Consider the following 16,906-nt stretch of genomic DNA (forward strand, 5'->3'; position numbering starts at 1 on the left):
GCGGGGCAAGCCCGCTCCCACACAGTCATTACAGACCCCGTAGGAGCGGGCCCGCGATGGGCTACCGCCCTCAGAACCCCATACTGAAGCTCACCACCACCCCATGGTCCTTCGCCTCGCTGGACAACTGCCCGGAATACCCGATCCCCAGCTTGCCGCTTTCGCCAACCGACATGTCCAGCCCGGCCTCGACCACCGCTGCATCCTTGGCAATCGGCACGCCCGAGGTGCTGAAGCCACCGCCGCCTTCGCTGAAGCGCAGGTCGGCGCTGGGCTGGTCATCGCCAAAGGCATGCCGCCAACCCACCGACAAGCGCGGGGTGATGCTGTTGCCCTTGCTCAGCTCGATACGCTTGCCCACCCGCACCCCCAGGGTCGAATAGGTCACGTCCTGCTCGACACTGCCAGACAAGCGCCCTGCCCCGCCCTTCTCGTGGGCGGTGTCGCTGTCGTAGTTGACGTAAGCCAACCCGGCGAACGGCTCGACCGCCAGGCCATTGCCGGCATCGATGGCATAGCCCAGCTCGCCGAACACCTGGGCGGTGCGCGCCTTGTACTTGGCTTTCAGGCGGTCGTTGTAGGCGCCCACTTCAACATCGCGCTTGGTCTCGATGTCATGCCAGGTGTAACCGGCCCCCAGGCGCGCCGAGAAGGCATCGAGCTGGTAGTTGAGGTAGGTCAGCAGGTGGTAGCTGTCGACCGTGGCATCCGAGCGGCGGCGGTGCGCATCGATGCTCGAGTTGGTGTAGCCGGCGGCAACGCCGACCTTCCACTGGTCGTCCAGCGCCTTGTCCACGCCCAGCAGGAAGCCTTGCAACTGGCGGTCGACACTGGCGGCATTGCTGTTGCCATCGTAAGAACCCCAACCACCGATGGCACGGATCCAACCCACCGCCTGGCCCTGGCAACCTTCACTGGTGAGCTGCTGGTTGGCAGTCGGTGCCAGGGTGCGGCGCGGGTCGTCCTGCTGGGTGCAGTCGGCCTGGCGCATGCGGTCGTTGGCAGCCTCACGCAAGTAACGCGAGTCCTCGATCAACGTGGTGGCCGTGCTGGCGTGGATCTCGCCAGACAAACTGTCGAACGCCGCCTGGGCCTCGCTCACGCTCAGCGGCAGCAAGTTGTTGACGATTTCCTGTGGGGCATCCGGGCCGCTCAAGGCTGCGGCTACACCGCGCTGATTGCGATTGACGGCCACGCGCATGAAGCCCAGGCTGTTGCGGCTCACCGACAGCGTCACATCGTTGGCACCGTAGTTCAGCGAGCTGGTGAGGAACGCCGAGTTGCTCAGGTTGGTGCCGGCGAAGGTGCCGTTTATACCGCCCGTGGCATTGACCACGGTGTACTGGGCACTGCCGGTGAAGCCGGCCAGGTTGACCACCTGCAGGCTGCCACCCAGGTTGGCGGTGCCGCCGACGTTCAGGTAGCTCACCGGGCTTGCGGCCAGGTCGATGGCCAAGGTGCCGCTGGCGGCGTTGGTGAAGTTGCCGGTAACGCTCAGGTTGCCACCGGCGCCCGGCATCACCGTGCCCTGGTTGGTCAGGCTGGCGACGCTGCCGGTGCCGGTCAGCGCGGCGCCGTTGGCCACGGTCACCGCAGCGGCCAGGCTGGCGCCGGGGTTAGTGGCGTTGCCCACTTCGAGCACGCCCTGGTTGACGTTGAAGGCACCGCTGAAGGCCTGGTTGCCGGTCAGCAGCAAGGTGCCGGTGCCCTGCTTGGTGGTGGTACCGGTACCCGTCAGGCTGCCGTTGAAGGTGCCGTTGGCGGCCTGCACGAACACCAGGCTGGCGTTATTGGCGATAGCGCCCTGCAGGCTGGTGGTGTTACCGGCCAGGGTGCCGCCACTGACGGTGGTGCCGCCGGTGTAGGTGTTGGCGCCAGACAGCACCAACGTGCCGGAATCGAGCTTCTCGATGCCGCCACTGCCGACGATCGGCGCGCTGACCAGCGCCGTGGCGCCGGCATCCACCCGCACTGCGGCCAGGGTGCCGCCGGTGCCGTTGGTGGCGGTCAGGCTGCCATTGTTACCAGCCACCAGCTGGTAGCCACTGCTGAGGAACTGCATGCCGGTAAAGGCCTGGTTGCCCTCAACCGTGACAGTACCTGCCTGGCCACCGAACACCGCGAACTGCCCGCCCCAGGTCTCGCTGTTGGCGCCGGTGGAGTCGGTCCAGTTGCTGCTGCCGCTGCTGCCCCAGGTGCCGTTGCCGCCGCTGATGGTGCCATCGGCGGTGGTCTTGCTGCCGTTCCAGAACTGCAACGACCCCGGCGCGCCCTGCACCACCAGGTTGACCTGGTTGGCGATGGCGGTCTGCAGGCTCAGGTCGCCCAGGGCCACGCTGCCGGGGATGGCGCCGAACACCAGGCCGTTGTCGGTCAGGCTGCCGCCATAGTTGAACAGGCTGTACACACCCGGCCCGAAGCCGCCCGCATCGGTGATGTTGAGGGTGCCGTCCAGGGTCAGGTTGCCGGCCACGTTGACCACCGTGGTGGAGGCAGCCGGGGCACCGAGGGAGAAGTCCAGGGCGCTGCCGGAGGCCAGGCTCAGGCTACCCACCGACAGCGGCGTGGCGCTTTGCCCGGCGGCCAGGGTGGCGCCGTTCTGGATCTGCACGGCGCCAGCCAGGGTGCCGCTGCCGCCGAGGGTGGCGCCGGTGGCCACCTGCACGCTGGTGCTGTCGAGGCGACCGTTGACCAGCAGCGTGCCGGAGCTGACGGTGGTGGCACCGGTCAGGGTGTTGTTGCCGGTCAGCAACAGCTCGCCGGTGCCGGTCTTGCTCAGGGTGCCGGTGCCGGTGAGGTTGCCGGTATAGCTGCCGTTGCTGTTCTGCTCGAAGGTCAGCGCGGCGTTGTTGATGATGGCGCCCTGCAGGCTGCTGCTGTCGCCGACCACGCTGCCGGCGTTGATCAGGGTGCCGCCGGTGTAGCTGTTGCTGCCGCTCAGGGTCAGCTCGGCGTTGCCGTTCTTGATCAGGCCGCCGCTGCCGCTGATGTTGCCTGCCAGCTCCAGGGCGTTGCTGCCGCCGATGCCCACGGCGCCATTGAGCACGGCGTTGTTGGCCAGGGTGACGGCGGTGTTGCTGTCCAGGGTGGTGCCGCCGGCGGCGGTCAGGGTGCCGCTGCCCAGGGCGCTGTCGTTGCCCACCACCAGGGTGCCGCCGTTGAGGGTGGTGCCGCCGCTGTAGCCGTTGACGGCGTTGAGCACCAGGGTGCCGGTGTCGTACTTGACCAGGTTGCCGGTGCCGTTGATGGCAACGTTGAGGGTGGCGGTGGCGTTGGGGTCGACCCGCAGGTTGGTGGTACCGCTGGTCAGCAGCTCACCACCGGTACCGCCGTCGAGCACATAGCCGTCGGTGACGAACTGCATGCCGCTGATGCTGTGGCTGCCGTCCACGGTGACGGTGCCGGCCAGGCCCTGGAACACCGCGAAGGTGTCGTTCCAGGGGGTGTTGAGCACGCCGTCGGCATCGGTCCAGTTGGAATTGGTGGCGTCCCATACCCCGCTGCCGCCGTCGATCGTGCCGTTGGGCACGCTCTGGCTGCCGTCCCAGAACAGCACGTTGCTGGCCCCGCCAACCACCAGGTTGACCTGATTGGCGACGCTGGTCTGCACGGTCAGGTCGCTGGCCGGTACCGGGGTGCTGCCGATGGCCATGCCGTTGTTGACCAGCGAGCCGCCGTAGAAGAACAGACGGTACACCCCGGCGCCGAAGCCGCCGACATCGGTGATGTTGAGGGTGCCGCCCAAAGTCAGGTTGTTCGCGACACTGACCAATGCCGTGCTGCCCAGCGGCGCGCCGAGGGCTGCGTTGAAGCTGGAAGCGCTGCCAAGGGTCAGGTTGTCGGCGCTGAGGGTGTTGCCGGTGCTGGCCGCCAGGGTGCCACCGTTGGCCACCACCACACTGCCGCCGAGGGAGCCGGTCCCGCCCAGGGTGCTGCCGCTGGCGACGTTGACCGTGCTGCTGGCCAGGCTGCCGTTTACCATCAGGCTGCCGCCCTGCACGTTGGTGGTACCGGTGTGGCTGTTGCTGCCGGTCAGGGTCAAGGTATCGCTGCCTTGTTTGTTCAGCGTGCCGCTGCCACTGATGTCGCCGCCGAACATGCCGCCCTGTACGCCCAGGCTGTTGCCTGGGGCAATCTGCACGGCGCCATTGCCCATGATGCTGCCCAGGGTGGTGTTGCCGTCCAGGTTGAGGCTGGCGCCGTTGCTGACGTTCAGCTCGCTCTGGGTGCCGAGGGCGGTGGTGCCGATGGTGCTCAGGCTGCCGGCCAGCAGGTTGATGATGCCGCTGAAGGTGTTGTTGCCCGACAGGGTCAGGTCGGCCGCACCGCTTTTGTTCAGCGTGCCGGCGCCGCTGAGCACGCCGGCCAGCTCCAGGTCGTTGCTGCCCAGCACGTTGAGGGTGCCGCTGACCGTTATTGGCGAGCCGAGGGTCACCGAGGTATTGGTGTCCAGGTTGCCGGTGCCGGTGACGTTCAGCCCGCCGCTGCCCAGGGCTGCGTCGTTGCCCAGCACCAGGGTGCCGGCCTGTAGCACGGTGCCGCCGCTGTAGGTGTTGGCGCCGTTGAGGGTCAGGCTGGCGTTGCCGCTCTTGACCAGGCTACCGGCGCCGGCCAGGGTGCCGCTCAGGGTCAGGTCGTTGCTGCCCAGCACGTTGAACGCACCGGTCAGGTTGACGTTGTTGGCCAGGCTCACCGCCTGGCTGCTGTCCAGGCTGGTGCCGCCGGCCGCGTTAAGCGTACCGGTGCCCAGGGCGGTGTTGCTGCCGACGATCAGGCTGCCGGCGTTGAGCAGGGTGCCGCCGCTGTAGCTGTTGTTGCCCGACAGCTGCAGGCTGGTGCTGCCGGCCTTGACCAGGGTGCCGGTACCGCTGATGTTGCCGGTCAGGCCGAGGTTGTTGCTGCCGGCCAGGTTCAACGGGCCGGTAAGGTTGATGGCATTGCCCAGGGTCACGGCCTGGTTGCTGTCGAGGATGGTGCCGGCGGTGGTGCTCAGGGTGCCGGTGCCCAGCGCGGTGTTGCTGCCGACGATCAGGGTACCGCCGCTGAGCAGGGTGCCGCCGCTGTAGCTGTTGTTGCCGTTGAGCACCAGGGTGCCGGTGTCGAGCTTGTTCAGCGTGCCGCTGCCGACCACACCTACGTCGAGGGTGGCGACTGCGCCCGGGTCGACCCGCACGCTGGTGTCGCCGCTGCTGCCGTTGACCAGATTGAGTACCCCGCCGGCACCGGCCAGCAAGTGGTAGCCGTTGGTCACGAACTGCAGGCCGTTGACGGTCTGGTTGCCGACCAGGGTGACGTTGCCGGCATTGCCCTGGAACACCGCGAAGCTGCTGTTCCAGGTGCTGTTGGTGGTGCCGTTGAGGTCGGTCCAGTTGCTGTTGCCGGCGTTCCAGGTGCCGCTGCCGCCGTCCACCTGGCCGTTGGCGGTGGTCTGGCTGCCGTCCCAGAACAGGATGCTCTGGCCGTTGCTGCCGACCAGCAGGTTAACCTGATTAGCCAGGCTGGTTTGCAGGCTCAGGTCGCCGACGCTGATACCGGCAGGCAGGCTGCCGAAGTCCAGGCCGTTGTCGGTGAGCACGCCGCCGTAGTCGAAGATGCGGTACACGCCGTTGCCGAAGCCGCCGATGTTGCTGACGTTGAGGGTGCCGTCCAGGGTCAGGTTGCCGCCCACGTTGAACAGCGCAGTGCCGCCGGTAGAAGGTGCGCCCAGGCCAACGTCGACGATCGAGCCGCTGTTCAGTACCAGCGAGCCCAGGCCCAGGGTGTTGCCGCTGCTGCCGACCAGGTGGCCGCCGCTGGCGATGGTCACCGGCCCGCCCACATTGCCGCTACCGGTCAGGCTGGCGCCGCTGGCCACGTTCAGCCCGATGCTGGTCAGGCTGCCGTCGACCTTGAGGGTGCCAGCGCTGACCTGGCCGGTGCCGCCGAGGGTGCTGATGCCGCTGAGGGTAAGGGCACCGGTGCCGACCTTGTTCAGGTTGCCCGTGCCGCTGAAGGCGCCAGCGAATACGCTGTCGTTGTTGTTGCTGCCGACACTCAAGGTGGCGCCGGTGCCAATCACTGCCTGGCCGCTGCCAGTGAGGCTGGCCAGGTTGGCGTCGCCGTCCATGTTCAGGGTGCCGGAGCTGCCGATATTGATGCCCGAGACGCTGTCGAGCACGCCAGAGCCCAGCAGGGTCAGGGAGCCGGCCTGGATATCCACATCGCCGGTCAGGCTCTTGCCGGTAACCAGCGTGGCATCGTCCAGGCCGGTCTTGACCAGGCTGCCGCTGCCGCTGATATCGCCACTGACCACCAGCGCATTGGGGGTTTCAAGGGTGAGGGTGGTGCCACCGGTAATATCCACCGCATTGCCCAGCACCATGGCTGCGGCGTTGCTCAGGGTGGCATCGCCGGTGACGTTCAGGCCGCCCACGCCCAAGGCGCCGCTGCTGGTCAGGGTCAGGGTGCCGGCGGCCAGCTCGGTGCCGCCCTGGTAGCCATTGTTGCCGCCCAGGGTAAGGTTGCCGCTGCCCTGCTTGACCAGCCCGCCAGTGCCGTTGAGGGTGCCGGCCAAGGTCAGGTCGTTGGCACCATCGACGGTCAGCCCGGCGTTGAGGTTGAGATTGTTGCCCAGGTTCACGGTGCCGGTGCTGCCCAGGGTCGAAGCCCCGGCAATGGTGACCAGGCCAGTGCCCAGGGCGCCGTCGGCGCCCGCCAATACGCTACCGCCGTTGAGGGTGGTGCCGCCCTGGTAGGTGTTGCTGGCGTTCAGGGTCAGGGTGCCGCTGCCGTTCTTGACCAGGTTACCCAGGCCGTCGATCTGCCCGTTCAGGGTCAGGTCGTCGGTGCCCGCCAGGTTGAGGGTGCCGCCCAGTTGCACGTCGTTGGCCAGGGTGATGTCGCCCTGGGTGGCCAGGTTGGCGTTGCCGGCCACGCTCAGGTCGCCGCTGCCCAGCGCCGCGTCGTTGCCCAGGGTCAGGGTGCCGCCGTTGAGCAGGGTGCCGCCGCTGTAGCTGTTGGCACTGCCGAGAGTCAGGTTGGCGTTGCCGTTCTTGACCAGTTGGCCGCTGCCGCCAACCACGCCGTTCAGGGCCAGGTCGTTGCTGCCACTGACGGTGAGGTTGGCGCCATTGAGGTTGACGTTGTTGGCCAGGGCCAGGGCCTGGCTGTTGTCCAGGCTGCTGTCGCCGGTAACGTTCAGCGCGCCGCTGCCCAGGGCGCTGGCGTTGCCCAGCAGCAGGCTGCCGGCCTCCAGCGTGGTGCCACCGCTGTAGGTGTTGGCGCCGTTGAGAATCAGCTGGCCACTGCCCTGCTTGTCGAGGGCACCGCTGCCGCTGATCACCCCGCCCAGGGTGAGGGTCTGGGCGTTGTTGACCGCCAGCGTGGCAGCGTTGCCCAGGCCGATGGCGTTGCCCACTTGCAGCACGCCATTGCTGGCCAGGGTGCTGTTGCCGGTGACCGCCAGGCTGCCGTTGCCCAGGGCGGTGTTGTTGCCCAGGGTCAGGGTGCCGGCGGCCAGGGTGGTGCCGCCGGTGTAGCTGTTGGCACTGCCCAGGGTGAGGTTGCCGCTGCCGGTTTTGCTCAGGCCGCCGCTGCCGCTGATCGCGCCGTTGAGGGCCAGGTCGTTGCTGCCGGCCACGGTCAGCCCGGCGTTGAGCAGCACCTGGTTGACGACGTTGCCCAGCGCGGTGTTGCTGGCCAGAGTGGCGGCGCCAGCGACGGTGAGGGTGCCGCTGCCCAGGGCGCCGTTGTTGCCCAGGGTCAGGGTGCCTGCGTTGAGGGTGGTACCACCGAGGTAGAGGTTGCTGTTGTTGAGGGTCAGGTTGGCGGCGCCGTTCTTGGTCAGGCCACCGATGCCGTTGACCAGGCCATTGAGAGTCAGGTCGTTGTTGCCGGCCAGGTTCAGGTTACCGCCCAGGTTGACCGAGTTGCTCACGGTAAGGGCCGTGCTGCTGTCCAGGGTGGTGCCGTTGGCGGCGTTGAGCGTGCCCAGGCCCAGCGCATTGTTGTTGCCCAGCACCAGGGTGCCGGCGTTGAGTGCGGTATTGCCCAGGTAGCTGCTGGTGCCGGCCAGGGTCAGGCTGCCGGCGCCGTTCTTGATCAGCCCGCCGATGCCGTTGATGTCGCCGTTGAGCACCATGTTCTGCGCGGCGGCCAGGGTGAGGTTGCCCAGCAGGTTGATCTGGTTGGCCAGGGTGAGGTTGCCGGTGCTGCCCAGGGTGGTGCCGCCCGAGGCGCTCAGCGCACCCGTGCCGAGGGCGCCGTTGCTGCCGAGTATCAGCGTGCCGGCATTGAGCGTGGTGCCGCCGCTGTAGCTGTTGCTGCCGTTGAGGGTGGTGGTGCTGGTGCCGTTCTTGATCAGTTGGCCGGTGCCGCTGATGTTGCCGTTGAGGGTGAGGTTGTTGGCACCTGCCAGGGTCAGGTTGGCGTTGAGCGCGATGGTGTTGGCCAGGCTGAGGTTGCCGGTGCCGGCCAGGCTGGCGTTGCCGCCCACCACCAGGCCGCCAGTGCCCAGCGCCAGGGCGTTGCCCACGGTGAGGCTACCGGCGTTGAGGGTGGTGCCGCCGCTGTAGCTGTTGGCGCCGCTCAGGGTCAGGTTGGCGGCGCCGTTCTTGACCAGGCTGCCAGCGCCGGATACCACGCCGCTCAGGCCCAGGTCGGCGCTGCCGGCCACGGTCAAGGCGCCGCCCAGGGCGAAGGCGTTGCCCAGGGTGACGGCGGTGTTGCTGTCCAGGGTGGCGTTGGCCGCCGCGCTGACCTGGCCGCTGCCCAGGGCGCTGTTGTTGCCGACTACAATGGTGCCGCCCTGCAGCAGGGTGCCGCCGGTGTAGCTGTTGGCGCCGTTGAGCACCAGGGTGCCGGTATCGAGCTTGCCGAGGGTGCCGCTGCCCGACAGCCCGACGTTGATCGTGGCGGTCGCACCGGGGTCGACCCGCACGGCGAAGGCGCCGTTGCTGGCGTTGACCAGGTTCAGGCCGCCGCTGCCGGCCAGGGTATAGCCGCTGGTGACGAACTGCAGGCCGGTGGCGGTTTGCGTACCCACCACGGTGACGGTGCCGGCCGCGCCCTGGAAGATCGCGAAGCTGCCGCCCCAGGCGCTGTTTAGGGTGCCGTTGACGTCGGTCCAGTTGTTGGTGGCGCCGCCCCAGGTGCCGTTGCCGCCATCGACCGCGCCGTTGGCCACGGTGTTGCTGCCATCCCAGAACTGCACGCCGCCGGCGGCGCCGCCCACCAGCAGGTTGACCTGGCTGCCGATCGAGGTCTGCACCTCGAGGTCACCGGGCAGTACGCTGCCCGGCACGCTGCCGATCAGCAGGCCGTTGTCGGTCAGGCTGCCGGTGTAGTCGATCAGGCGGTAGATACCCACGCCAAAGCCGCCGATGTCGCTGACGTTGAGGGTGCCGTCCAGGGTCAGGTTGCCGTTGACGTTGACCAGCGCGGTGCCGCCGGTGGCCGGGCTGCCCAGGCCGACATCGAAGATCGAGCCGCTGTGCAGGGTCAGGCTGCCGGTGCTCAGGGTGGCGCCGCTGTTGGCCGCCAGGTGCCCGCCATTGCCGATGTCCACCGCGCCCAGCACGCTGCCGGTACCGGTCAGGGTGCCGCCACTGTTGACCTGCACGCCGGCCGAGGCCAAGGAGCCTGTGACGTCGAGGGTACCGGCATTGACCGTGGCGCTGCCACCGGTCACGTTGATGCCCGACAGCTCCAGGCTGCCGCTGCCGTTCTTGATCAGCCCGCCGCTGCCAGCCAGGGCGCCGCTGAACACGCTGTCGAGGTTGTTGCTGCCCACGCTGAGGTTGCTGCCGGCACCCAGGTTCACCGCGCCGGCGCCGCTCAGGCCACCGACGCTGGCGCTGGCGCCGAGGTTCAGCGAAGCACCGGCGCCGACGTTCAGCGACGAGGCATTGCCCAGGGCAGTGCCCCCTACGGTGGTGAGGCTGCCGCCCACCAGGTCGATGGCGCCGGTGAAGCTGTTGTTGCCGCTTAAGGTCAGGTCGGCCAGGCCATTCTTGATCAGGCCACCGACGCCGCTGAGGTCGCCGCTGAGGGTGAGGTCGTTGCTGCCGCCGAGGGTCAGGTCGTTGCCCAGCAGGATGTCGTTGCCCAGGTTGGCGACGACACTGTTGTCCAGGCTGGCGGCGCCGTTCACGGTCAGGGTGCCGCTGCCCAGTGCAGTGCTGCTGCCGACGATCAGGCCGCCGGCATTGACAGTGGTGCCGCCGCTGTAGCTGTTGTTGCCATTGAGGGTCAGGGTGGTGTTGCCGTCCTTGATCAACTGCCCTGCCCCGCTGACCACACCGCCCAGGGTCAGGCCGTTGCTGCCGGCCAACGTCAGGTCGGCGCCCAGGTTGACGGCATTGCCCAGGGTGATGGTGTCGGTGTTGTCCAGGGTCGAAGCCGCGCCGACCGTCAGCGTGCCCGTGCCGATGGCGCTGCCGTTGTGCAGTACCAGGCCGCCACCGTTGAGTTGGGTGCCGCCGCTGTAGGTGTTGCTGCCGGTGAGGGTGAGGGTGGCGTTGCCGTTTTTGACCAGGCTGCCGGTGCCGTCGATCAGGCCGCCGAGGGTGAGGTCGTTGCTGCCTGCCAGGGTCAGGTCGTCGTCCAGGGTAATGGCGTTGCCGACGGTGATTGCTGCGCTGTTGCCCAGGCTGCCGGCGCCAGCCACGGTGAGCTTGCCGGTGCCCAGCGAGGCGCCGGTGCCGAGCACCAGGCCGCCGGCGTTGAGGGTGGTGCCACCTTGGTAGGTGTTGTTGCCGCTCAGGGTCAGGGTGCTGGCACCGTCCTTGACCAGGCTGCCGGCGCCGCTGACCAGGCCGGCCAGGCCCAGGTCAGCGCTGCCGTCCACGGTCAGGTCACCGGCCAGGTTGACGGCGTTGGCCAGGGTCAGCGCGCTGCTATTGTCCAGGTGGGTGCCGGCCGCAGCGTTCAACACACCGCTGCCCAGGGCATTGGCGTTGCCCAGCACCAAGGTGCCGGCGTTGAGGTTGGTGGCGCCGCTGTTGGTGTTGCTGCCGGTCAGGGTCAGGGTACTGCTGCCGTTCTTGGTCAGGCCGCCGGCACCTGCGATCACGCCGCTGAGGGTGAGGTCGTTGCTGCCCGGCAGGGTCAGGTTGCCGGCCAGGTTGAGGTTGTTGGCCAGGTTCAGCCCGGCAGTGTTGCTGTCCAGGCTGGTGCCGGCGGCGGCGTTCAGCACGCCGCTGCCCAGCGCGGCGTTGCTGCCGACTACCAGGGTGCCGGCGTTGAGGGTGGTGGCGCCGCTTTGGGTGTTGTTGCCGTTGAGGGTCAGGGTGCTGCTGCCGTTCTTGATCAGCCCGCCAGTGCCGCTGAGCACGCCATTGAGGGCCAGCGGGTTGGCGCCGCTGACGGTCAGGTTGGCGTTCAGGTTGACCGCGTTGTTCAGGGCCAGGGCGCTGCTGTTGGCCAGTACCGAGGCGCCGCCAACAGTCAGGGCGCCGGTGCCCAGGGCCGCGGCGTTGGCCAGGGTCAGGGTGCCGGCGTTGAGGGTCAGGCCGCCGCCGAAGGTGTTGGCGCCGCTCAGGGTGAGGTTGTTGTTGCCGTTTTTGACCAAGGCGCCGGTGCCGCTGATCACGCCGCCCAAGGTGGTGGCCGCGGTGCCCGGCAGGGTCAGGGTGTTGCCGGCCAGGTTGACGGCGTTGCCCAGGCTGACAGCGCTGCTGGCGTCGAGGCTGGCATTGCCGCCCAAGGTCAGGGCACCGGTGCCCAGGGCGTTGTTGTTGCCCACGGTGAGGGTGCCGGCATTGAGGGTGGTGCCGCCGCTGTAAGTGTTGTTGCCATTGAGCGTAAGGCCAGCGCTGCCGTTTTTCACCAGTGCGCCGGTGCCGCCGATCACACCGCCTAGGGTGGTGGCACTGGTGCCCAGCAGGCTCAGGGTGTTGGCACCGAGGTTGACCGCGTTGGCCAGGTTGACCGCCGTGTTGGCGTCGAGGCTGGCGTTGCCGCCCAGGGTCAGCGCGCCGGTGCCCAGGGCATTGTCGTTGCCGACGATCAGGGTACCGGCATTGAGGGTGGTGCCGCCTTGATAAGTGTTGTTGCCGTTCAGGGTCAAGCTGGCGCTGCCGTTCTTGACCAGCGAGCCGGTGCCGCTGACCACCCCGCCCAGGCCCAGGTTGGCGCTGCCGGCGATGGTCAGTCCACCGCCCAGGTTGAGCGCGTTGCCGAGGGTGACCGCGGTGCTGGCATCCAGCGTGGTGCCGGCGGCGGTATTCAGCGCGCCGGTGCCCAATGCGCTATTGCTGCCGACCACCAGGGTGCCGGCGTTAAGGGTGGTGGCGCCGCTGTTGGTGTTGTTGCCGGTCAGGGTGAGCACGCCGCTGCCGTTTTTCACCAGGCCGCCGGTGCCGCTGACCACGCCGCCCAGGTTGAGGTTGTTGGCGCCGGCCAGGGTCAGGTTGGCGCCCAGGTTGACGGCGTTGTTCAGGGTCATGGCCGTGGTGTTGGCCAGGGTGGCGGCGCCACCGACGTTCAACGCGCCGGTGCCCAAAGCAGCGGCGTTGGCCAGGGTCAGGGTGCCTGAGTTGAGGTTGAGTCCGCCGCTGAAGGTGTTGGTGCCGCTTAGGGTGAGGTTGCTAGCGCCGTTCTTGATCAGGCTGCCGGTGCCGCTGATCACCCCGGCCAGGGTGGTGTCGCTGGTGCCCGGCAAGGTCAGGTTGCTGCTGCCCAGGTTGATGGCGTTACCCAGGTTGACGGCCACGCCGGCATCCAGGGCTGCGTTGCCGCCCAGGGTCAGCGCACCGGTGCCCAGGGCGTTGTTGTTACCCACGGTGAGGGTGCCGGCGTTGAGGGTGGTGCCGCCGCTGTAGGTGTTGTTGCCGTTCAGGGTCAGGCCGGCATTGCCGCTTTTGACCAGCGCACCGGTGCCGCTGACCACGCCGCCCAGGGTGGTGGCGCTGGTGCCCAGCAGGCTCAGGGTATTGGCGCCGAGGTTGACGGCATTGGCCAGAGTGACGGCGGTGCTGGCATCGAGGTTGGCGTTGCCGCCCAGGGTCAGGGCACCAGCGCCCAGGGCATTGTTGTTGCCCACGATAAGCGTGCCGGCGTTGAGCGTGGCGCCGCCGCTGAAGGTGTTGTTGCCGTTCAGTGCAAGGCTGGCGCTGCCGCTTTTCACCAGCGCGCCGGTGCCGCTGATCACCCCGCCCAGGGTGGTGGCGTTGCTGCCCAGCACGCTCAGGGTGTTGGCGCCGAGGTTGACGGCATTGCCCAGGGTGACGGCGGTGCTGGCATCGAGGTTGGCATTGCCGCCCAGGGTCAGGGCGCCAGTACCCAGGGCATTGTTGTTGCCCACGGTGAGGGTGCCGGCGTTGAGCGTGGTGCCGCCGCTAAAAGTGTTGTTGCCACTCAAAGTCAGGCCGGCCGCGCCGTTTTTGACCAACGATCCTGTGCCGGCGATGACCCCGCCCAGGCCCAGGTTGGCAGTGCCGCCAATATTGACGGCGCCTGCCAGGTTGACCGCGTTGCCCAGGGTGACGGCGGTGCTGGCATCCACGGTAGTGCCGCCGGCAGCGTTCAGCGCGCCGGTACCCAGTGCGGTGTTGTTGCCGAGCACCAGGGTACCGGCGTTGAGGGTGGTATTGCCGGTGTTGGTGTTGGCACCGGTCAGGGTCAGGCTGCTGCTGCCGTTCTTGGTCAGGCCGCCGGCACCTGCGATCACGCCGCTCAGGGTGAGGTTGTTGCTGCCCTGCACCGCCAGGCTGCCGGCCAGGTTAAGGGCGTTGGCCAGGTTCAGGCCGGCGACGTTGCTGTCCAGGCTGGTGCCGGCGGCGGCGCTCAGCGCGCCGCTGCCCAGGGCGGTGTTGCTGCCGACGATCAGGCTGCCGGCGTTGAGGGTGGTGTTGCCGGTGTTGGTGTTGGCACCGGTCAGGGTCAGGGTGCTGGCGCCGTTTTTCACCAACCCGCCGGTGCCGCTGATGACACCGCCCAGGGTCAGCGGGTTGGCGCCACTGAGGGTGAGGTTGGCACCGAGGTTGACCGCGTTGTTCAGGGCCATGGCACTGGTGTTGGCCAGCACCGAGGCGCCGCCGACGGTCAACGCGCCGGTGCCCAGGGCCGCGGCGCTGGCCAGGGTCAGGGTGCCGGCGTTGAGGGCCAGGCCGCCGCTGAAGGTGTTGGTGCCGCTCAGGGTCAGGTTGGTGCTGCCGTTCTTGATCAGCGCACCGGTGCCGCTGATGACGCCACTGAGGGTGGTGGCGGCGGTGCCCGGCAGGGTCAGGGTGTTGGCCCCGAGGTTGACCGCGTTGCCCAGGCTGACCGCTACGCCTGCGTCCAGGCTGGCGTTGCCGCCCAGGGTCAGCGCGCCGGTGCCCAGGGCGTTGTTGTTGCCCAGGGTGAGCGTGCCGGCGTTGAGGGTGGTGCCGCCGCTGTAGGTGTTGTTGCCGTTGAGCGTAAGGCCGGCAGTGCCGTTTTTCACCAGCGCGCCGGTGCCGCCGATCACGCCGCCCAGGGTGGTGGCGTTGCTGCCCAGCACGCTCAAGGTATTGGCGCCGAGGTTGACCGCGTTGGCCAGGCTGACCGCCGTGTTGGCATCGAGGCTGGCATTGCCGCCCAGGGTCAGCGCGCCGCCGCCCAGGGCGTTGTTGTTGCCCACGGTGAGGGTGCCGGTGTTGAGGGTGGTGCCGCCGCTGTAGGTGTTGTTGCCGTTGAGCGTAAGGCCCGCAGTACCGCTTTTCACCAACGCGCCAGTGCCGCTGATCACACCGCCCAGGGTAGTGGCGCTGGTGCCCAGCAGGCTCAGGGTGTTGGCACCGAGGTTGACGGCGTTGGCCAGGGTCACGGCAGTGCTGGCATCGAGGTTGGCACTGCCACCCAGGGTCAGCGCGCCAGTGCCCAGGGCATTGCTGTTGCCCACGGTGAGCGTACCGCCGTTGAGGGTGGTGCCGCCGCTGTAGGTGTTGTTGCCGTTCAGGGTCAGGGCGGCCGTGCCGCTTTTCACCAGCGCACCGGTCCCGCCGACCACCCCGCTCAGGGTGGTGGCGTTGTTGCCCGGCAAGGTCAGGGTGTTGGCGCCCAGGGCGATGGCGTTGCCCAAGGTGACTGCGGTGCTGGCGTCCAGTGTACCGCTACCGGTCAGGGTCAGCGCCCCTGCGCCCAGCGCGGCATTGTTGCCGACGGTCAGGGTGCCACCCGCCAGGGTAGTGCCGCCGCTGTAGGTGTTGGCGCCGCTCAAGGTGAGGTTGCCGGTGCCGCTTTTGACCAGCGAACCGGTGCCGCTGACCAGGCCGCCGAGGGTCAGGGCATTGCTGCCGGGCAGGGTCAGTGCGGCGTTCAGGGTGACGGCGTTACCCAGGGTCAGCGCGGTATTGCCCTGCAGGGTAGAAGCGCCGGTGACGTTCAGGGTAGCGGTGCCCAGCGCCGTGGCGCTGCCCAGGTTGAGGCCACCACCGGCCAGGGTGGTGCCGCCGCTGTAGGTGTTGCTGTTGGCCAGGGTCAGCAGGCCGGTGCCGCTCTTGGTCAGGCCGCCAGTGCCGGTCAGCACGCCGGACAGCCCCATGTCGTTCACGCCGGCGACGGTCAGCCCGCCGGAGCCGAGGGTCAGCGCGTTGCTCAGTACCAGGCCGGCAATGCTGCCCTGCAGGGTGCCGCCGTTGGCGGTGATGGCACCACTGCCCATGGCTGCGGCGTTGTCGAAGATCAGAATGCCGCCGTTGAGGGTGGTGGCGGTGCTGCCGTTGAGCACGCTGCCAATCAGGTTCCAGGTGCCGCTGCTGACGATCAGCCGGTTGAAGTTGATGTAGTTGGCGGCGTTGATGGTGCCGCTGCCGCCGGTACCGCTGCCGCCGCCGACGGCGTTCTGCAAGGCCAGGGTGTTGGTGCCGCCGGCACCGCCGTCGACCACCCCTGCTGCGGCAAAGGCCAGGTTGGGGTTGCCGGTGACCAGCAGCGAAATGCCGATGCCTGCCCCGGCACTGACGGTGGAGCCGGTGATGGCGTTGAAGCGGTTGGTGCTGTTGGCGCCCATCGACAGGCTGCCGGTGATGGAGCCTGCGTTGGTGAAGGTGTTGCCGGTACTCGAAGCCTGGAAGGCGGTACGGCCGATGATGGCGCCGGTGTTGGTGAAGTTCACCGTGCCGCCACCGGTCACCGACACCACCGGGGTGTCTTCGCTGAGCAGGGTCAGCCCGAGCAGCGCCGAAGAGCCGATAGTGCCGGCGTTGCTGATGTTGGTGACGCCACCGGCGGCGTTGCGCACATCCAGCGCCATGCCGTCGAGGTTGAGCAGGTTTGCACCCAGCAGCCCGCCGGTGCCCTTGAGCGAGCCGCCGGCATTGTTGGTGATAGTGATGGTGCCGGCGGTAGCGGTGTTACCCACCACGGTACCGGTGGTCAGCGCACTGAGCAGCCCGAGGATCGAAGGGTCGACGTTGCCGGAGTTGGTCAGGGTAATGTTGCTGCCGGTCAGCGACAACGCCGCACCGCCCAGCAACGGGGCGCCCATGGTGGTGCCACTTTGTACGTTGACCGTCAGGCCACTGGTGGCGTTGCTGTAGTTGTTGGGCACCAGCACCGTGCCGGTGCCGCTGCAAGTGACGGTGGAGCCTGCCACCGTGCAGGCGGCCAGCACTTCTTCGCTCGACAGAGCAAAAGCAAGGGTACCCATGGCCAGGCTGACAGCCAGCGACAGATGGGTAAGACGAGCGGGTAAACGGGCGGCAACGCTTCTGTCCACGGAGAGCTCCTTCGTGGATCAGGCGGTTCAGTCCCTGAATGCGTGTGCAGCGGTGCGGCAGCAGGTGAACAAATACACGCGTCGGCCAAACATCCTGACCCTGGCTACAAGTTTTCCTTTGAGGGAATGTGTAGCCGCTCAGGGGCGCCGGGCACGCCGCGCGGGGCGGTCAAATGGTGTTAATACTTTGTCGTGGCACCACGTGTTTCGCGGGCTACAGGGCGAAACACGTTGGATCCAACCGAC

1 protein-coding gene is annotated in these 16,906 nt (G+C 68.1%); it reads right to left on the reverse strand.

The window, feature by feature from the left end; translation table 11 throughout:
- Window positions 1–70: 70 nt before the first annotated feature.
- The gene (locus KSS94_RS22555; protein WP_217840259.1) at window positions 71–16,660 is read right to left on the reverse strand and encodes an autotransporter-associated beta strand repeat-containing protein; all 16,590 of its coding nucleotides are present in this window, start codon (window positions 16,658–16,660) and stop codon (window positions 71–73) included.
- Window positions 16,661–16,906: the final 246 nt, after the last annotated feature.

It is taken from the genome of Pseudomonas fakonensis, assembly GCF_019139895.1.
GTDB classification, from domain to species: domain Bacteria; phylum Pseudomonadota; class Gammaproteobacteria; order Pseudomonadales; family Pseudomonadaceae; genus Aquipseudomonas; species Aquipseudomonas fakonensis.